Here is an 18,558-nt window from a genome sequence, read left to right on the forward strand (position 1 = left end):
TGAATTTAATTAATACGAAAACAGGGCATTTAGAAATGTTAAATCAAATTGGGGAAATTCATGGTTTAATTGTAAATTTAGTCTTGTAAGAGGGAAGGAAGCTATATGTACAATATGAAAAGCTTGTTATTATTCAAAAAGCATATGAAAATATTCAAACGCTTGGAGAACAAATATATGAGAATTTAAAACATAAAAATGTAAATGCAGTTCAAAAGCTGCAAGTGGAACAATTGCAGTACATAGAAGGTGTAAAAGGATTATCTCGCTCTTTTGAGGAGATGGTTGTTCAGTTTTGTGAAGAAAAGAAAGTCGAACCATTGCGTATGCGTTCGCTATTTTCGTATTTTTCACCGGAAGAAATTGAAAAAATGAAAGAATTACAAAAAAGTTTAAATGAATTAGAAGAAAATGTAAAAATGATTCTTTTGAAAAATCAATATTACTTAAACGTACTATTAAAAACTACAGAGAGTATTGTAGATTCCGTTTCTGAATACAATTTGGAGAAAAACAATAATTCGCAAATCTTTATGAATGAACTATTGTAAAGGAGAAGTGAAGCATTATGAGGTTATCTGATTATAATACGCCGTTATCTGGTATGCTAGCGGCCCAAATGGGATTACAAACGACGAAACAAAACTTATCTAACATTCATACACCTGGTTATGTGCGTCAAGCCGTGAATTTAGGGTCTGTAGGAGCAAGTAACGGTCATACGCCAGGACAGAGAATTGGTTACGGTGTACAAACATTAGGTGTTGACCGAATTACGGATGAAGTGAAAACGAAGCAATTTAATGATCAGTTGTCACAGTTCTCTTACTACGCATATATGAATTCTACTTTATCACGAGTAGAGTCTATGGTAGGAACTACAGGGAAAAATTCATTATCTAGTTTAATGGATGGTTTTTTTAATGCGTTTCGTGAAGTTGCAAAAAATCCAGAACAATCAAACTACTACGATACATTAGTTTCTGAAACTGGAAAGTTCACAAGTCAAATAAATCGTCTTGCGAAAAACTTAGATACAGCGGAAGTACAGACGACAGAAGATATTGAAGCGCATGTCAATGAATTTAATCGTCTTGGTGCTAGCTTAGCAGAAGCGAATAAAAAAATTGGACAAGCAGGGACACAAGTACCTAATCAATTATTAGATGAACGTGATCGCATTATTACAGAGATGTCTAAATATGCCAATATAGAAGTGTCTTATGAATCTATGAATCCTAATATCACGAGTGTTAGAATGAATGGTGTTTTAACAGTAAATGGACAAGACACATATCCACTTCAATTAAATAAGGGGAACGAACCGATGACTGTTGCGATTTATGGATCGGATGTTCCTTTAACAGGTGGAGCAATTCAATCAGCAATAGATACGAAAGCGAAGATTGCTAGTTATAAGAAAAATATTGAAGACTTAATGAGTTCTGTGAAAAATCAAGTGAATACAGTGATGGGGAAAGATTTCTTCGTTGGAGATCATGCGAAAGATATTCAGTTAAATCCTGAATTCACAAAAGATGTTTCAAAAATGAAAATTTCCGCTGAAATAGCAAATAAACTGGCAGGAATTACAGATGGAGATTATAAAGAAGGTCTTTCTTATAAACAAGCGTTAGACCAATTTATAGTTGGTGTAGCTTCTGATAAAAGTGCAGTGAATGCTTATCAAAATATTCATAAAGACTTATTAGAAGGTATTCAGCAAGAAAAGATGAGTATAGAAGGCGTCAATATGGAAGAGGAAATGGTTAATTTAATGGCCTTCCAGAAATATTTTGTCGCAAACTCTAAAGCTATTACGACGATGAATGAAGTGTTTGATAGTTTGTTTTCAATTATTAGATAACGCGAAGTAGAAACGAAGCCCCTTTTTTATGTTTAGAGAGGGTCCTGCGTAAGATAGAGGCGGTCAGTGCCTATTAGTGGAGCAAGCCGTGTAAGAACAGAGGTATGAAATGGTTGAATGGTAGGGAAGAAACTAACGAACGAACTGTACATAGTTGTGGTTGCTTCCCCGCGCTAAGTCAAATATAGATAAAGGAGAAGATAGGGATGAGAGTATCTACATTTCAAAATGCAAACTGGGCAAAGAATCAGATGATGGATTTGAATGTGCAACAGCAATATCACCGAAATCAAGTAACTTCAGGTAAAAAAAATCTTCTCATGAGTGAAGATCCACTTGCGGCAAGCAAATCATTTGCGATTCAACATTCGTTAGCAAATATTGAACAAATGCAAAAAGATTTAGCGGATTCGAAAAATGTATTAACACAAACTGAAAATACGTTACAAGGTGTTTTTAAATCTTTAACAAGAGCGGATCAATTAACAGTGCAAGCGTTAAATGGGACGAATAGCGAAAAAGAATTGAAGGCAATCGGTGCAGAGATTGATCAAATTTTAAAACAAGTTGTATATTTAGCAAATACGAAAGAGCAAGGCCGTTATATTTTTGGTGGGGATAGTGCTGAGCAAGCCCCATTTACAGAAGATGGTACGTATCAAGGTGGAAAAAATGATGTGAACTGGCAACTAAATGATGGTTATGAATTAAAGGCGTTTCGTAACGGGGAAGCATTATTATCACCAGTTATAAAAACGTTAAAACAGATGAGTGAAGCGTTGAATAACGGTGATCAAAAAGCTTTGCAACCATTATTAGGAGAAAATAAGAAAAACTTAGATAGCATCATTAACCGTACAACTGAAGTTGGTTCAACAATGAACACAATGGAGACGTTTAAAACAATTTTAAGCGAGCAAAACTTAGCGCTTCAAGAAAATCGTAAAGAAATTGAAGATGTTGATTTAGCGGTAGCAATTTCTGACCTAGCATATATCAATGCAACGTATGAAGCGACGCTTAAAGCGGTTAGTACGATGAGTAAAACGAGTATTTTAGACTACATGTAAACAATAAGGAGTGAGAAATATGGCAGGGACGTTAACAGGTATCGGCGGTAGACAACAGATTTGGAACCTCGGTAATAATATGATCGACACTTCTAACTTCGTAGAATTAGAAATGCAAGCGTTAGATATGAGAAAAACACCGTATGCTAATGAAAAGAACCAACTTGCACAAGATAAACTATTATACACAAGTTTAAAATCAGAATTTAGTTCTTTCACACAAACATTTAAAAACTTAGCGGCTTTTAAAGGGAATGAGAAAAAAGTTACAACAACACAAGATGGTTATATTAATGTAAAAGCTGATGGTGGAGCAATTGCAGGAACTTTTAATATGACGATTTCACAGCTCGCACAGCGTCATCAAATAGCTTCTAATTCTATTGATAATATAAATGAGAAGCTTCCAAGAAATGAAACAATAAAACTAGGCGATAAAGAACTCAAAGTAACAACTGATATGACATATAAAGATTTAATTAATAAAATTAACGATGGAGATTATGGGGTATCAGCATATACACTTGGTAGTAAAATTTTTATGTCCTCTACGAAAGAAGGAGAGGCAAACGTTATTAAATTAGCAAGTACACCACCTAACGTACTTACGGAACTATTTTATTCAAAGGTGGAAATTAAAGGGACAGACACAAATCAAGACAGTGAAGCTGAGACGGAAATGAAATTAAATACTATTAATGAAGCAAAAAATGCTATATATAGTATTAACGGTATCGAGGACAAAAGTCCTACGAATACAATTGAAGCTCTTCCTGGCGTGAAAATTGAATTGTTAAAAGTAACGGAGCCAAAAGTAGACGGAAAACCAGGTGAAGAAAAACCAGATGCAGGTACAACAACAGATTCAAAAGTAAAAGGTATTGATCTGAAGTTTACAGTAAGTGATTCAAATGTAACAGACGCATCAAATATTATTAAAAAAATGGTAGCTGATTATAATAAAGCTGTTTCTACAATAGATATTTTTGCTGGAAAAGGTGGAGCTTTCCAAGGTCAAGCCATTATGCAAAGTGTACGTCAAGCGATGAATAACGTCGTAACATTTTCTCAAGACGGTAATTATTTGTTTTCATTTGGAATTCAATTAAAGCAAGACGGGACGATGGAAGTTAATGATGAAAAATTAACACAAGCGTTAAAAGACAAGCCAGATGCAGCGAAGCAATTTTTCTTTGGTTCTAACGGTTTAGGGAAGATGATGGAAGAACCACTTGATAAATTATTTGGTGATAAAGGTGTAGTCGGAGAGCGTGTAAAAAGTATTGATTCACGTGTAAGTGATTTAGATAAAAAGATTAAAGATATTGAAACACAAAATCTGCAAAAACAAGATGAGATTGTGAAGAAGTATCAAAACCTAGAAAGTACATTAGCAGCGCTAGATAGTCAATTAAAAACAATTAAAGCAATGACAAAGCAAAAAAGTGATGATTAATGAAAGTTAAGGACGTGATCGTATGCAAGCATGGCAACGCTATATGCAAAATGATATTATGACGAGTAATCCAATTAAAAATACAATTTTTATTTATGAAAGATGTATCGTTGAGTTTCGTAATTTAGAAGAGCTTTTAAATACTTTTAAACTACAAGAAGGAGATGCGCTTCTTGAAAAATTAGAACGTATTTTTGAAGAGCTAAAGCTTCAATTAAATCCTGAGATTACTAAAGACTTATATGATAGTCTATTTGGTTTATACGATTGGATTAGCATTCAAATTCAGACGATGAAAGTAACGCGTGAAGCAAAAGACATTGATGCGATTGTGCAAGTGTTACAAGATTTAATAGACGGTTACCGCGGAGCACTTGAAAATGAACAATGATATTTATCGAGCGTTTGTCGGCTGTTTTAATAAAATCGGTGAATTGCAAGTGTCAGATGAAGAATTTGCTGAGAAAAGTGCGATGTTAAATCGCTGGATGATGACTTTGGATGAAAAGACGCGAGCGGATGTTGCTGCGGAAGTGAGTCCATTAATAATAAAGGCAGCTCAACATATTCGAGATAAACAAAAGATTTTGGAAGAAATGATTATGACAAATGATGGACGAATGAAAGCGAATTCGTTTTACGGTAAATATTAATTGTAAAGTATGGAAATGGGTTCCCCTTATTACAAGGGGAATCCATTCCGTTGTTTGAATAAAGGCGTTCCGCTGATTGAGGTTTCACTTTATGACTGTAATGAAAAAATAATAATAATCTAAATAATAAAAAAACGAACTTTATTTTATTGTTCTTATATCGAAATGTTATATAGATTACTAAGTGAATACAGTTTTTTGTATTCTTTTATATATTTTTGTATTTTTCTAAAGACAACAATGGGAAAATGGAATAAAATATGAAAGGGTACACAATAGATAATATTTTAATAAACACATATAAGGAAATGAATAATAAAGTGAAACTTCCATCAGTGGATGATCATGCCATAAACGAGCATGATGGAAAAAAGAAGGGTGTGGAATATGCCAGACTTAGTTAGTGATGTAAGTCATTATATGAATTATTTAGTAACGAAGCGAAATACTGTTTCTAGTAATATTGCAAATGCGAATACACCGGGGTTTAAAGCGCAAGATGTAACATTTGCTGAACAAATGAATATGAATAATCCACTATTCAAAAAAAATGCTGCGGATTTAAAGAGTAATTCAGACTTATATCAAACGAATGAAATGCACTTACCGACAGCAAATACGAAAAATACATATGCAAAGATTCAAACGAAGTCGATGCAAACGAATAAAGATGGAAATAGTGTGGATGTAACGACAGAAATGCTAGATTTAATGAAAACAAACCAATTATATGGTATCTCAATTAATGCGATTAATACGCAATATGCAATTAACCAAGCGGCACGTGGACGTTAAGAGTAGAAGGGGAGACAACGATGTTCCAAGCAATTAATGCAAGTGGCTCAGCGCTAACTACAGCGAGAAAATGGATGGAAGTTACTTCTAACAATATCGTAAATGCGAATACGACGGGAGCGCCAGACGCAGAGCCGTATCGTCGCCGAAGTGTAGTGTTAGAATCAAATAATAATTTTGCAAATATGCTAGAGGGAGCTCCTGCTAACGGAGTGAAAATAAAAAGTATTGAAACAGATCGAAATGAAAATCTAGTATATGATCCAACGCACCCACATGCAAATGAAGAAGGATATGTACGTTATCCAAACATTGATGTGACAGCTGAGATGACGAATGTAATGGTTGCTCAAAAAATGTATGAAGCAAATACAAGTGTATTAAATGCGAATAAAAAAATGCTCGATAAAGATTTAGAAATCGGCCGAGGATAAGAGGAAAGAGGGGAAATATGAAAATCCAACCAATGTTAAATACACAGCCATTTGGAGCGATTCAGCCAATTGGTACACAGAAAACTTCACAAACATCTGTAGTTGAGGGCAAAAAGTTTATTGATTTATTGGAAGATATGAATCAAACGCAAAATAATGCACAAACTGCGGTCTATGATTTATTGACAAAAGGGGTAGGAGAAACACATGACGTTTTAATTCAGCAGAAGAAAGCTGAATCACAAATGAAAACGGCTGCTCTTGTACGAGATAATCTTATTGAGAATTATAAGTCACTAATTAATATGCAAATTTAGGAAAATGGACGGGTGTGTTTAAATGGAAAAGATAAAAAATGTTTTCCAATCATTAAAAACGTGGCATAAGTTAGTAATTGGTGCTGCGCTTTTAGCGATTGTAACAGGAGCACTTTTATACTTCACCTTGCCAGATAAATATGTTGTTGTATATCAAAATTTAAATGATGCAGATAAGCAAGAGATTACAGCAGAATTATCGAAGCTAGGTGTTGATTATCAATTAGCAGCCGATGGTTCGATTCGAGTGCAAAAGAACGATGCTCCATGGGTTCGAAAAGAAATGAATGGAATGGGATTACCGTTTAATTCAAAAAGCGGCGAGGAAATTTTATTAGAAAGCTCGCTTGGTTCAAGTGAGCAAGATAAGAAAATGAAGCAGATTGTCGGTACGAAAAAGCAATTGGAGCAAGATATTGTACGAAACTTTGCGACAATTGAAACGGCAAATGTGCAAATTACATTACCTGAAAAAGAAACCATTTTTGATGAAGAAAAGGCAAAGGGAACAGCAGCAATTACTATTGGTGTGAAACGTGGACAACTATTAACAGCTGATCAAGTTGCGGGTATACAGCAAATGATTAGTGCGGCAGTTCCTGGCGTAAAAGCAGAAGAAGTAAGCGTTATTGATAGTAAAAAAGGTGTTATCTCAAAAGGAGCAGATGAAGCACATTCTACTAGTTCCTCTTCTTATGAAAAAGAAGTAGAGATGCAGCATCAAATTGAAGGTAAATTAAAGCAAGATATTGATGCAACGTTACTGACGATGTTTAAACCAAATGAATATAAAGTGAATACGAAAGTGTCTGTAAACTACGATGAAGTTACACGTCAGTCAGAAAAATATGGCGATAAAGGTGTGCTTCGCAGTAAACAAGAGCAAGAGGAAAGTTCTACTGCGCAAGAAGGAGCAGATACGAAGCAGAGCGCTGGTATTACAGCGAACGGTGAAGTACCAAATTACGGTACGAACAATAATCAAAATGGTAAGATCGTCTATGATAATAAAAGTGGTAACAAAACTGAAAACTATGAAATAGATAAAACAGTTGAAACGATTAAAAAACATCCAGAATTAACGAAAACAAATGTTGTTGTATGGGTAGATAACGATACGTTAGTAAAACGAAGAATTGATATGGCAACGTTTAAAGAAGCAATTGGTACAGCAGCTGGACTTCAAGCTGATCCGAACGGAAACTTTATAAATGGTCAAGTTAACGTTGTAACTGTTCAGTTTGATCAACCGAAAGTAGAGAAAGAGAAAGAACCAGAAAAAAGTGGTATTAATTGGTGGTTATTCGGTGGAATTACAGGTGGATTGTTAGCGCTTGGTGGCCTATTATGGTTCTTCTTAGCAAGACGTAAGAAAAAGAAAGAAGAAGAGGAATATGATGAATACTTAGCAGAAGAGGAAGTTGCTGCTAGTAGTGAAAGCATTATGGAAATTCCTGAAGAGAAAATAGTACCAGAGCCAAAACCAGAACCAGTAGAACCGACAGAACCTACATTAGATGACCAAGTGCAGGAAGCTACGAGAGAGCATGTAGAAGGTACTGCAAAAGTTATTAAAAAATGGCTAAATGGATAAGTAAGGGAGGAAAAACAATGTTAGATGAAATCTCCTCCAAAGAAAAAGCTGCCATCCTCATTCGTACATTAGACGAAGAGGTGGCAGCAAAAGTCATTGAATATATGACGGCTGAGGAAAAAGAAGTGTTACTTCGTGAAATTGCGAAGTTTCGTGTATATAAGCCAGAAACGTTAGAAAATGTTTTAGGGCAGTTTTTGTATGAACTAAATGTAAAAGAATTGAACTTAGTGACTCCAGATAAAGAATATATTCGTCGTATATTTAAAAATATGCCAGAAGACGAATTGGAAAAATTATTGGAAGACCTTTGGTACAATAAAGATAATCCGTTTGAATTCTTAAATTCACTTACAGATTTAGAACCACTTCTTACAGTGCTTAATGAAGAATCGCCACAAACGATAGCGATTATTGCTTCTTATATTAAGCCACAACTAGCTTCTCAATTAATTGAGAGACTACCAGATCATAAACGTGTAGAAACGGTAATGGGCATTGCGAAGCTAGAGCAAGTAGATGGTGAATTAATTAATCAAATTGGTGAGTTATTAAAAGCAAAATTAAATAATATGGCATTTAGTGCTATTAATAAAACAGATGGTTTGAAAACGATTGTGAACATTTTAAATAACGTTTCACGAGGCGTTGAAAAAACAGTCTTTCAAAAGCTGGATGAAGTCGATTATGAGTTATCTGAGAAAATTAAAGAAAATATGTTTGTCTTTGAAGACTTACTAGGTCTTGAAGATCTTGCACTTCGCCGCGTATTAGAGGAAATTACAGATAACGGTGTTATTGCGAAAGCAATTAAAATTGCAAAAGAAGAAATTAAAGAGAAATTATTTACATGTATGTCTTCAAACCGTAAAGAGATGATTCTAGAAGAGTTAGATGGTTTAGGACCGCTTAAGATGACGGATGCTGAAAAAGCGCAGCAAACGATTACAGGTACAGTGAAGAAACTGGAAAAAGAAGGAAGAATTATCATTCAAAGAGGTGAAGATGATGTCCTTATTTAAAAACAGAATTCCGAAGAATTCTGTTTCTTTTTCTGAAGAAACGTATGAATTACAGTTTCCAAAACCAATACCAGTTCACGCTGAGGGAGAAATACAAGTAGATCATGCAGAACTTCTTGCGCAGCAAGATGCATTACATATTGAAATGAATCAGCTAAGGCAGCATCAGCAAACGTTAGAACGAGAGCATCAGCAGTTGTTGCAGGATAAAGAAGAGTTTCAAATGCATATTCATGAACAAATGGAACAGATGGAAGCAGCACGTTTACAGTTTCAAAAGGAGCAACAAGAAACGGCATACGAATGGACGGAGTTATTATGGAATCAATCTTTTCAATTAGCAGAAAAAATTGTGAATCAAGCGGTAGATTCACGAGTATTAGACGTTCTGCCAATATTAACAGGTATCGTTCAAACATTGCCTACTTCATTTGAAAAGTTAATTATAACGGTTCATCCAGAAACATTTGAGCGTATACAAGAAGAGAAGGAAAATACGAAAGAGTATTGGTTACTACAATTAGTAGAATGGAAGTATGATTTTTCTTTACAGTTCGGCGAATTTGTTTTGGAAGAAGAGAAAGAGTTCTTTGAATTTAAATTTGCACCTATATTTGCGAAACTTCGTCATAAATGGGAAGAAGAAAAGTTGTTTGAGGAGCAAAACGTATGAACAACAAGCTCATGAACGAACATAATAAATGGAATACGTTTATTGAAACGCCGTTTTATACGAAAGTTGGCAAAGTTCATAGTGTACAAGAGCAGTTTTTTGTAGCGAAAGGTCCGAAAGCGAAGATTGGAGATGTTTGTCTCGTTGGAGAACATAGCGTCTTATGTGAAGTTATTGCAATTGAAAAAGAAAACAATATGTTACTCCCATTTGAACAGACAGAAAAAGTGTGTTACGGAGATTCAGTTACATTAATTGCAGAAGATGTCGTTGTGCCCCGTGGTAATCATTTGCTTGGCAAAGTGTTAAGTGCAAATGGAGAAGTGTTAAACGAGGATGCTGAAAACATTCCATTGCAAAAAATAAAATTAGATGCACCGCCGATTCATGCATTTGAGCGTGAAGAAATTACAGATGTATTTGAAACGGGAATTAAATCGATTGATTCTATGTTAACGATTGGTATCGGTCAAAAGATTGGTATTTTCGCTGGATCAGGTGTTGGGAAATCTACATTACTTGGAATGATTGCGAAAAACGCAAAAGCGGATATTAACGTTATTAGTTTAGTAGGTGAGCGTGGCCGGGAAGTAAAAGACTTTATTCGAAAAGAATTAGGTGAAGCAGGCATGAAAAAAAGCGTCGTTGTTGTAGCGACGTCAGATGAAAGTCACCTTATGCAACTTCGTGCGGCAAAGCTTGCAACGTCTATTGCTGAATATTTCCGCGATCAAGGAAATAATGTATTACTTATGATGGATTCAGTTACTCGTTTTGCCGACGCTCGCCGAAGTGTTGACATTGCGGTAAAGGAATTACCGATCGGTGGTAAAACACTGTTAATGGAAAGTTATATGAAAAAGTTATTAGAGCGATCCGGAAAAACGCAAAAAGGGGCAATAACAGGTATTTATACAGTGTTAGTTGATGGTGACGATTTAAATGGTCCTGTACCAGATTTAGCTCGTGGTATTTTAGATGGACATATTGTATTAAAACGTGAGCTTGCAACTCTTAGTCATTACCCTGCCATTTCTGTACTAGATTCGGTAAGTAGGATTATGGAAGAAATCGTATCGCCCAATCATTGGCAACTTGCAAATGAAATGAGAAAAATTTTATCTATTTATAAAGAAAATGAATTGTATTTTAAACTAGGAACAATTCAAGAAAATGAAGAAAATGCTTATATTTTTGAATGTAAAAATAAAGTAGAAAATATAAATACGTTTTTAAAACAAGGTCGAACGGATAGTTTTCATTTTGAAGATGTTGTCCAAGCGATGCACCATATTGTATAAGACCTCGCCCTTTGAGGTCTTATTTTTTTGTTTTTAATATTTCACAGATTTTTTTGTAAAAAAACTATATAATAGAAAAAGGGAACGTTATAATAGGAAGGGGCTATGAAAACAGGTGGATAAGCAGCAGTACGACACGATAAAATTGCAGATTAATCAAGAGAAAGAACAAATCTTGAAAGAAGTGTACGAACTGACAGCTGAAAAAAGAAAAATAGAACAAAAAAAAGAATATGATTTGTATGTTGTGAAATCACGTAGTAAAGTCGTACAAACTGGGCAACGCATTATGGCTGGTATGCTGTCTTCACATACATTTTCACCTGAAAGAATAGAAGAATGGAATCGAAAAATAAAAAAAACAGAAGGTTTTATTCAAAAAAATGAAAGCCTTTTAGAGCAAATAAAAGAAAAAGAACGTGTCATTGATGAAATGTATCAAGAAGATTGTAAGAAGCTCGCGAAAGTAAAAGAAAAATTAGAAGAAAAAATGCTTCTTGATTTAAAAATGTGTATGAACGGATGAGGTGGATGTAGTGATACAATTTGTATTACCGGTGCAGCAAAGTTTACCTCCGCAAAAAGACAAAGGGCTAGAAGTACAATCGAAAAATGAAAATTCTTCATTTGATAATACAATGAGAATTGAAAATAAAAAACAGCCGAAAACGGAGAAATCGAAACGAGAAAAAGCACCAGAAGAAGAGAAGAAAGAATATCTTCTCGCAAAAAAAACGGTAACGAAAGAAGAGCCGATTGAAAAGAAAGAAGAAAAAAAAGAAACAGAACAATTATTACTAGCTGTATCTGAGCAAATGATTGCAATTGAGCAATTACGTGTGCAACCAGAATTGTTATATCAATACATACAAAAAATACAAGAATTATATAAAGAATACGGAAATATTAAACTGAACGAATTGCCTGCAGCTGAATTACAACAATTACAAGAACTGCTTTCAAACATGAATATTAAAAATGCCATATGTTTAGAAGATACAATGCAAATGGCGTTAGATAAAGTGACGATGCCAGAGCAGACGTTGCAAGTATTAAAAGTTGTAGAATCAGAAACTTGTAATATTGCAAAGAAACAAGAGGAGTCTAAAGAAGTAGAACTCCCAAAAGTAGAGAGCGATGATGTGAAGGTAGAGTTACCAAAAGTCGATCCGTTAAATGACTCAAGTTCAGCCGGAGCTGAGTTGTTAAATAAAGCAACGGGTACTGACCAAATAGGAAAACAAAATAGTGGAGCTGAGAAGGTTACATTACCTGACTTAGGCAAGAAGATGGAAGCACAAGTAGAAGCTCTGCAAAAGTTTGTGGTGAAACAAGAACGTGTTTTATTCCAGCTAAATCCAGAGAAACTTGGTACATTAACTGTATTTATGAAAAAGCATGGAAATCAAATTGATGTCCATGTAGAAATGGACAAACACGATGGGAAAAAACGTGTTGAAATGATTTTTGACGAATTGAAGCTAAAGTTAAAAGAAAAAGAAATTAATATTCAAATTAGTTATTCAGAAAAAGATGAACATCGTAAAGAACAACGAGAACAAGAGCAAAGACAAAAGCAAAAACTAGCAAGTACGAAACAGGAGAAACAAGAATCGAAAGAATTTGCTGGATTATTGGAGGAATAAAGCGTGCCAACAGTTGGATTAAATACAACGAGTACAAATCATATTCCATTACAGGCGGGAGCGCAAAAAAGTAATGCACCTGTTAACGGTGTACAATCGCCAGTAGGGCAAACAAACGGAGTATCAGCAAGTACTCAAAAAACTCCTGGTGTAATGGATAAAGATGATTTTCTAAAATTGTTTTTAGCGAGTTTTCAACATCAAGATCCATTCAATGCGATGGATATGAATCAAATGATGAATCAGACAGCACAATTATCTCTTATGGAACAAGTGCAAAATATGACAAAAGCAGTTGACTCTTTAAGAACGACGATGTATTCGACAGCGCTTGATGGTGGAATGAAGTTTTTAGGAAAGTATGTAAGGGGTATTGACGGTGAAGGAAACAAAGTAACTGGTCAAGTAGAGACAGTTCGCCTTGCAGAAAATAACGATGTACAGCTCGTTATTGATAATAAAGTAGTGCCTCTTCGTTTCGTTGAAAGAGTGTCTGATAAACCAATTGGAGAAACGAATCCAGAAGATGTAAAGAAAGACGATCAAAAAGTAACTGAAGAAGTAAAAACAACAAATTCATAAGGGAGTGTCCATACGTTATGATTAAAGCGTTATATACAAGTATTACAGGTATGAATGCAACGCAAAATGCATTAAGTGTAACTTCAAATAATATTGCCAATGCACAAACAGTTGGTTATAAAAAACAAAAAGCAATGTTTGATGATTTATTATACAACAATTCAATTGGTGCAAAAGGTGATGGTAAATACGCAGGAACGAACCCGAAAAGTATTGGTAACGGTGTGAAAATGAGTGGAACGGTTACAGATTATAGCGATGGTACAATTACGTTAACGGGTGGTAAAACACAAGCAGCAATGGAAGGTAATGGTTTCTTCGTAGTAGGTGATTCAAAAGGCGGCAACACGGAATTTACGCGTAAAGGTACATTTGGGATATCTTCAGATTACTATATTACGAATACCGAAGGCCAATACGTATTCGCATATCCTGCAAATGCAGCAACTGGTGAAGTCGATTTATCTGGTATTCCAGGACCGTTGCAAATTCCAATGGGATCAGCAATCGGTGGTATTCGGACGTCAAAAGGAGTAGTTGGAGGGAATATTCCAGCTGATGCAAAACAGATTACGCAAGAATTGCCTGTATACGATGATGCCGGTAATACATGGACAATGCGTGTAGAGTTTACACAAACTAGTGAACATAATTATAAATATACAGTACATATGCGTAACGACTCGAAAAAAGAAACAGAGTTCAAAGAGGTTCAAGGCGCAGGTGGTGATATGACGTTTGATGCAGTAGGGAATCCAAATCAGCAAAACCCTGGAGCATCTATTCCGTTTAATGGCGGAACAGTAAATTTAGATTTTAGTAAATTAACAAACCATCCAACAGAGAAAACATTAGCGGTAACAAACGTAGATGGTAGAGCAGCGGCGACTGTTAAAGATTGCTTTATTGCTGACGGTGGATATGTGATGGTGAAATATTCTGATGGAAGTATGAAAGCTGCTGGTCAATTAGCTGTTGCAATGTTCCCGAATGAGGGCGGTTTAATGAAAAACGGAAATGGTAACTATACAGCGACAAATACAACTGGTATTTTAGCAATGGGCGTATCTGGTCAAAACGGTGCAGGAAAAGTACGTGGTGGCGCACAAGAAGGTGCAAACGTAGATTTATCTGTAGAATTCGTTGATTTAATGCTATACCAACGCGGCTTCCAAGGAAATGCGAAAGTAATTAAAATTTCAGATGAAGTATTAAATGAAGTTGTAAACTTAATTCGATAATAAATCGTAAAGAAAAAATTGTAACGTAGTAGAAAGGGTTTTTTATTCGTATGACAAGACAAGAGCGAATTTTACAATTGCCTTTTTTCGAAAATAAACGTGAGCTTGCTGAGCAAGTGTTAAAAATAGAACGAGAAGAGCATGTATATTTACCAGATCAATTTGAAATTAAGCAAGTACCTCCCTACTCATTTGGTGAAACAAAAGCAGCTATAGGGCGTATTCATGAATTTTATTTTGTGAGTGTTGGTAGTGATGATGTTTGGAAGTATCAAGTGTTTAAGGATGAGATGAAGTGCCGCGAGTTTTTCGTTATGTTACCGGATATTACGGATCAGCAGCTTGCTTTTTGGTTCAATAACATTGAGCTGTTGAAAGGGGCGTAAAAGCTTTCTTTCTAGGTTTTGAGAGAGGGCCCAGCGATGAGTAGTAGCGGTTAGTACCTATAAGTGGCTCGCATGTTGTAAAACCAGAGATATGGAGTAGTTCTAAGGTAGTTGAAGAGGCGATGAGCTATGAATGAGATTGATAGGTTCTAGGTTAGTTGAGAAGGCCGAAAGTCAATTGTGGTGGTGCCTCTTCTCTCTTTGAAGATAGGGTCTATAAGTAGTGATTTGAAATAGATTATTTAGATTAATTTAAGATAGTTGTGCTATATTGTACAAGTAAAATAAGTTTATATAAAAGGAGAGGTGAGGAGGATGGCGCAGAATAAGTATCGCGTTACATTCATTTCGCCAAGTGAGGTTGAGCAACGTACTGTAATGACGGCGAGTAGTTTGCCACATTTAATACGCCAAGTAGAGAGTATTATTGCAGATCCGAACGGTTATTTTGTAAATGATAAAAAGAATAATTGCTATTTTAAAGTGATTAAAGAAAATGTTACGTTTATTCAATATGAGTTACTATTTTCTGATAAAGAAATTCACATTGAAAAGTTAAAACATATAGCACCGGCAGTATTGAAACAAGTATTTAAAAAAATAAACGATCCGGGATTATATGCACTTGCACTTCTTGATGTTGATATAGCGACGAAGGAATATGTGCTAGGAGAAATGAATCCAGAGCTTAGAATGAGAGTGGAAACAGAGCTTTCAAAAAAATGGGAAGCGATGCCGACAGAAATTGTAGGAGCGCAAGAAGTGTTACTAGAGGCACTTGCTTCGTTTATACAAGATTAAGCTTTACCTCTGTTTTTATTACTTTAAAACTATAAGGCTCACTCAACTATCTATATTTTTATATAGGTAGTTGACTTTTGGAGTTTATTAAAGCTTAATAATTAGATATACGGAATTAATGGAAGGGGAGCGACACCTTTATGTCACAAGCACAAAGTATTTTATTAGAAAGTGGAACAAACGAATTAGAAATCGTAACTTATACTGTTGGTGAAAATTTATTTAGCATCAATGTAATGAAAGTGCGTGAAATTATTAATCCATTCCCTGTTACAACTGTGCCGGAATCTCATCATGCAGTTGAAGGTGTTGTTCAAGTACGCGGTGAAATTTTACCTGTTATTAACTTAGCAACAGCCCTTAATTTAAAATCTACAAAGCCACTTGATCAAACGAAATTTATCATTTCGGAATTAAACCAAATGAAAGTTATTTTCCGTGTTGATGAAGTGCATCGTATTCAACGTATTTCTTGGGAACAAATTGATGAACCAGCTTCATTATCTATGGGGCTAGAAGAAACAACGTCTGGAATTGTAAAACTAGATGGGAAAATCATCTTATTGCTAGATTATGAGAAAATTGTTTGCGAAATTAGTAACAGTGGTTATGACAATAAAACACTTTCAGGATTAGAGCAAAAAACTGATCGAGCTGAAAAAGTTATTTATATTGCGGAAGATTCAGCGATGCTTCGCCAAATACTAGAAGAAACATTATCAACAGCTGGATATACGAAAATGAATTTCTTCAGCAATGGTGCAGAAGCGTTAGCACAAATTGAAAAACTAGCAAAAGAGCAAGATGAAAAAATGTTTGAACATATTCATCTGCTTATTACAGATATTGAAATGCCGAAAATGGATGGACACCATTTAACGAAAGTAATTAAAGATAGTGAAGTAATGAAGCAATTACCAGTTATTATTTTCTCTTCTTTAATTACGAATGAGTTGTTCCATAAAGGTGAGGCTGTAGGGGCGAATGCTCAAGTGAGTAAGCCTGATATTCAAGAGTTAATTGGTTTAGTTGATAAGTTAGTGTTGTAAAAAAGTTTTGAAAAGCGTTTTTTTAGTTGGAATAGAGGATCTAGCCAAGTGGGGAAGCGGTCAGTGCCTAATAGAGGTCCATACGGTGTAAGACCAGAGGTATGGAGTGGTTTTAGGTAAGTAGGAGAAGTGAGTATTTGAGTGAGAGTTTGAAGAATCAGTTTAAAACACGTTTTTTTAGCTGGAAGAGAGGAATTAGCCATGTATAGTACTGGTTAATTCCTTTTTAGTATTCTATGCTCTGTACAGGCAGAAAAACCAAACGTTTCTGGAGTGTTTATGACTGCATGTATTAATAGTCTCTTTCGTGTATTTAGCTGTTTTTATTTAGGGGATATTGATTGGTTTAATTAATAAGTAGTAGGTTTTTTGATTTGAAAATATAAGAGAATGTATCTCTGGAATTGTGTTAGTAGTATTTCGTGATAGCGCAAAATTTTTCGGTGAAATTATATTGGGAATACCATATAATATAATTAAATACATTTTATTAATATAGCATCGTGTTAGATTTTTTTATTATTTTCTTAAAAAATCTTTACTATTATTTACATACTTTTTATACCTTTTTGTATGTTAATTATTTGACAGATAATTTAGAAATGTTATAATATGGATATGCAGAAATTTCTATTTTCTTAAAAGACATGGGAGTCAGATGAGAATTGTGAAAGGATGAGGGGCAGTGACACAGAGTATGTATCACCACACAGCAATCAACGTATTAAGTCTTTTACAAAACATGTCAAATAATAAAACGAACGATATAAAATTAGAGGCGGAATTTAAAAAAATAGAGAAACAATTCCGAATAAAGTATGAAGAGCTTATCGATTTATATAATAGAATGGTATTATTTCAAATAGATATAGAAAAAAATGGCGGTATGCGAGTATATGAAAAATCAGGGATTACATGGTTGAAGTCTGAACTAGAACTACTGTATGAAGTATATCAATTTTGTCAGCGTCAAGGCTTAAACATCGCAAATATTTCAAAATATGTTAGTAAAAATGAACTGAATTTATTTCCAAAAACGGAAAGCCAATTACAGAACACGTATTATAAATTAAAAAAACAAGAAATCCCGTTTGAAAATATTGAAAAACAAAAGCCGGGTCGAAAACGCAAATATACACCTGTAAAGGATACAGTTGTTGAGGCGAAACAAGAAAGAAAACAGGAAGTAAAAGAAGATTTCCGAAGTGAAGAGGACGAAAAAAATCTCGTAACAGTCATCTCTGGTATCGTTGATAACTTTGAAACAATTAGTCAATCCCGTGAAAAGAAAGAGCATGAATTACATCAGTTTATGGAGGGAATCTATAAACTTTCTAGCATGGCTGCAGAGCGTTCGAAAGAAGAAAAGAATGCTCGAGGTCTTGAAGGAGAAATACATTCATTACGAGCTGAAAATGAAAGATTAAAACGAGAGAAGGAAGACCTTGTACATGATATTAAAGAAATGACGCATCATTTAACTCATTTCATTAAGAGCTCTGATATCGATCAAATTCGTACGTTGCCTTTCTTCGTAAAAGAGTGCAAACAAGATTTACATAAGCTAGGATTATATAACGCTCAAGACGGAAAAATGAAAATTATGGTTGATAGTAGCGGCCAGGTTATGACCATACCACAATAAAAATGGGTACAAAACAAAAGGGAAAT

Annotated in this window: 21 protein-coding genes and 1 pseudogene; all 22 read left to right on the forward strand. The window is 34.8% G+C overall.

Features of this window, described 5'->3' with window-relative positions; all coding sequences use genetic code 11:
• Positions 1-89: pseudogene (locus KI356_RS10255) on the forward strand (DUF327 family protein); the annotation flags it as partial.
• A gap of 39 nt (positions 90-128) precedes the next feature.
• Positions 129-551, forward strand: a complete 423-nt coding sequence (locus tag KI356_RS10260; protein WP_212935378.1) for a hypothetical protein — start codon at positions 129-131, stop codon at positions 549-551.
• Positions 552-568: 17 nt separating this feature from the next.
• The gene (flgK, locus tag KI356_RS10265; RefSeq protein WP_212935369.1) at positions 569-1,867 is read left to right on the forward strand and encodes a flagellar hook-associated protein FlgK; all 1,299 of its coding nucleotides are present in this window, start codon (positions 569-571) and stop codon (positions 1,865-1,867) included.
• A gap of 206 nt (positions 1,868-2,073) precedes the next feature.
• Positions 2,074-2,937: a flagellar hook-associated protein 3 gene (locus KI356_RS10270; protein WP_088058060.1), complete on the forward strand. Its 864-nt coding sequence runs from the start codon at positions 2,074-2,076 to the stop codon at positions 2,935-2,937.
• Between the two features lie 19 nt (positions 2,938-2,956).
• A complete protein-coding gene (locus tag KI356_RS10275) occupies positions 2,957-4,393 on the forward strand; it encodes a flagellar hook-associated protein 2 (RefSeq protein WP_128281559.1) in 1,437 nt (478 codons plus the stop codon).
• A 22-nt stretch (positions 4,394-4,415) separates the two neighbouring features.
• A complete protein-coding gene (locus KI356_RS10280; protein WP_002117918.1) occupies positions 4,416-4,784 on the forward strand; it encodes a flagellar export chaperone FliS in 369 nt (122 codons plus the stop codon).
• Complete coding sequence (locus KI356_RS10285; protein ID WP_002117923.1) at positions 4,774-5,046, forward strand: hypothetical protein; 273 nt, start codon at positions 4,774-4,776, stop codon at positions 5,044-5,046. The genes KI356_RS10280 and KI356_RS10285 overlap by 11 nt, the downstream gene beginning before the upstream one ends.
• Positions 5,047-5,433: 387 nt before the next feature.
• Positions 5,434-5,841 (forward strand): flagellar basal body rod protein FlgB, encoded by a 408-nt coding sequence (gene flgB / locus KI356_RS10290; RefSeq protein ID WP_002117928.1) that lies wholly within the window; start codon positions 5,434-5,436, stop codon positions 5,839-5,841.
• Between the two features lie 20 nt (positions 5,842-5,861).
• Entirely contained in the window at positions 5,862-6,275 is a 414-nt protein-coding gene (gene flgC, locus KI356_RS10295) for a flagellar basal body rod protein FlgC (protein ID WP_088058065.1), read from the forward strand.
• 17 nt (positions 6,276-6,292) lie between these two features.
• Entirely contained in the window at positions 6,293-6,592 is a 300-nt protein-coding gene (gene fliE, locus KI356_RS10300) for a flagellar hook-basal body complex protein FliE (protein WP_002117933.1), read from the forward strand.
• A 22-nt stretch (positions 6,593-6,614) separates the two neighbouring features.
• Entirely contained in the window at positions 6,615-8,186 is a 1,572-nt protein-coding gene (fliF, locus tag KI356_RS10305; protein ID WP_212935370.1) for a flagellar basal-body MS-ring/collar protein FliF, read from the forward strand.
• A gap of 17 nt (positions 8,187-8,203) precedes the next feature.
• On the forward strand, positions 8,204-9,208 hold the full coding sequence (locus KI356_RS10310; protein ID WP_212935371.1) for a flagellar motor switch protein FliG: 1,005 nt from the start codon (positions 8,204-8,206) through the stop codon (positions 9,206-9,208).
• Positions 9,195-9,881, forward strand: coding sequence for a FliH/SctL family protein (locus KI356_RS10315; RefSeq protein ID WP_212935372.1), 687 nt, complete (start codon positions 9,195-9,197; stop codon positions 9,879-9,881). Before KI356_RS10310 ends, KI356_RS10315 begins: the two co-directional genes overlap by 14 nt.
• Entirely contained in the window at positions 9,878-11,182 is a 1,305-nt protein-coding gene (locus KI356_RS10320) for a flagellar protein export ATPase FliI (RefSeq protein ID WP_212935373.1), read from the forward strand. Before KI356_RS10315 ends, KI356_RS10320 begins: the two co-directional genes overlap by 4 nt.
• Positions 11,183-11,297: 115 nt before the next feature.
• On the forward strand, positions 11,298-11,708 hold the full coding sequence (locus tag KI356_RS10325; RefSeq protein WP_002117946.1) for a hypothetical protein: 411 nt from the start codon (positions 11,298-11,300) through the stop codon (positions 11,706-11,708).
• Between the two features lie 10 nt (positions 11,709-11,718).
• Positions 11,719-12,828 carry a flagellar hook-length control protein FliK gene (locus KI356_RS10330; RefSeq protein ID WP_212935374.1) on the forward strand — a complete coding sequence of 370 codons (1,110 nt, stop codon included), beginning with the start codon at positions 11,719-11,721 and terminating at the stop codon, positions 12,826-12,828.
• 3 nt (positions 12,829-12,831) lie between these two features.
• The gene (locus KI356_RS10335; RefSeq protein WP_212935375.1) at positions 12,832-13,410 is read left to right on the forward strand and encodes a flagellar hook assembly protein FlgD; all 579 of its coding nucleotides are present in this window, start codon (positions 12,832-12,834) and stop codon (positions 13,408-13,410) included.
• Between the two features lie 17 nt (positions 13,411-13,427).
• Entirely contained in the window at positions 13,428-14,651 is a 1,224-nt protein-coding gene (locus tag KI356_RS10340; protein ID WP_128281552.1) for a flagellar hook protein FlgE, read from the forward strand.
• A gap of 50 nt (positions 14,652-14,701) precedes the next feature.
• The gene (locus tag KI356_RS10345; protein WP_128281551.1) at positions 14,702-15,037 is read left to right on the forward strand and encodes a DUF3964 family protein; all 336 of its coding nucleotides are present in this window, start codon (positions 14,702-14,704) and stop codon (positions 15,035-15,037) included.
• Positions 15,038-15,352: 315 nt separating this feature from the next.
• The gene (locus tag KI356_RS10350) at positions 15,353-15,838 is read left to right on the forward strand and encodes a LysR family transcriptional regulator (RefSeq protein WP_212935376.1); all 486 of its coding nucleotides are present in this window, start codon (positions 15,353-15,355) and stop codon (positions 15,836-15,838) included.
• A 140-nt stretch (positions 15,839-15,978) separates the two neighbouring features.
• On the forward strand, positions 15,979-16,887 hold the full coding sequence (locus KI356_RS10355; RefSeq protein WP_002117960.1) for a chemotaxis protein: 909 nt from the start codon (positions 15,979-15,981) through the stop codon (positions 16,885-16,887).
• 697 nt (positions 16,888-17,584) lie between these two features.
• Entirely contained in the window at positions 17,585-18,532 is a 948-nt protein-coding gene (locus tag KI356_RS10360) for a DNA-binding domain-containing protein (protein ID WP_212935379.1), read from the forward strand.
• Positions 18,533-18,558 lie beyond the last annotated feature (26 nt).

Source organism: Bacillus hominis (genome assembly GCF_018332515.1).
Lineage (GTDB): Bacteria > Bacillota > Bacilli > Bacillales > Bacillaceae_G > Bacillus_A > Bacillus_A hominis.

Bases quoted from the DNA above. Each gene is read 5' to 3' on its own strand.
- KI356_RS10360 (WP_212935379.1), top strand. From the start codon at position 17,585: ATGTATCACCACACAGCAATCAACGTATTAAGTCTTTTACAAAACATG.
- KI356_RS10355 (WP_002117960.1), top strand. From the start codon at position 15,979: ATGTCACAAGCACAAAGTATTTTATTAGAAAGTGGAACAAACGAATTA.
- flgK (WP_212935369.1), top strand. From the start codon at position 569: ATGAGGTTATCTGATTATAATACGCCGTTATCTGGTATGCTAGCGGCC.
- fliF (WP_212935370.1), top strand. From the start codon at position 6,615: ATGGAAAAGATAAAAAATGTTTTCCAATCATTAAAAACGTGGCATAAG.
- KI356_RS10350 (WP_212935376.1), top strand. From the start codon at position 15,353: ATGGCGCAGAATAAGTATCGCGTTACATTCATTTCGCCAAGTGAGGTT.
- KI356_RS10275 (WP_128281559.1), top strand. From the start codon at position 2,957: ATGGCAGGGACGTTAACAGGTATCGGCGGTAGACAACAGATTTGGAAC.
- KI356_RS10320 (WP_212935373.1), top strand. From the start codon at position 9,878: ATGAACAACAAGCTCATGAACGAACATAATAAATGGAATACGTTTATT.
- KI356_RS10270 (WP_088058060.1), top strand. From the start codon at position 2,074: ATGAGAGTATCTACATTTCAAAATGCAAACTGGGCAAAGAATCAGATG.
- KI356_RS10345 (WP_128281551.1), top strand. From the start codon at position 14,702: ATGACAAGACAAGAGCGAATTTTACAATTGCCTTTTTTCGAAAATAAA.
- KI356_RS10340 (WP_128281552.1), top strand. From the start codon at position 13,428: ATGATTAAAGCGTTATATACAAGTATTACAGGTATGAATGCAACGCAA.
- KI356_RS10285 (WP_002117923.1), top strand. From the start codon at position 4,774: ATGAACAATGATATTTATCGAGCGTTTGTCGGCTGTTTTAATAAAATC.
- flgB (WP_002117928.1), top strand. From the start codon at position 5,434: ATGCCAGACTTAGTTAGTGATGTAAGTCATTATATGAATTATTTAGTA.
- flgC (WP_088058065.1), top strand. From the start codon at position 5,862: ATGTTCCAAGCAATTAATGCAAGTGGCTCAGCGCTAACTACAGCGAGA.
- KI356_RS10310 (WP_212935371.1), top strand. From the start codon at position 8,204: ATGTTAGATGAAATCTCCTCCAAAGAAAAAGCTGCCATCCTCATTCGT.
- KI356_RS10315 (WP_212935372.1), top strand. From the start codon at position 9,195: ATGTCCTTATTTAAAAACAGAATTCCGAAGAATTCTGTTTCTTTTTCT.
- fliE (WP_002117933.1), top strand. From the start codon at position 6,293: ATGAAAATCCAACCAATGTTAAATACACAGCCATTTGGAGCGATTCAG.
- KI356_RS10280 (WP_002117918.1), top strand. From the start codon at position 4,416: ATGCAAGCATGGCAACGCTATATGCAAAATGATATTATGACGAGTAAT.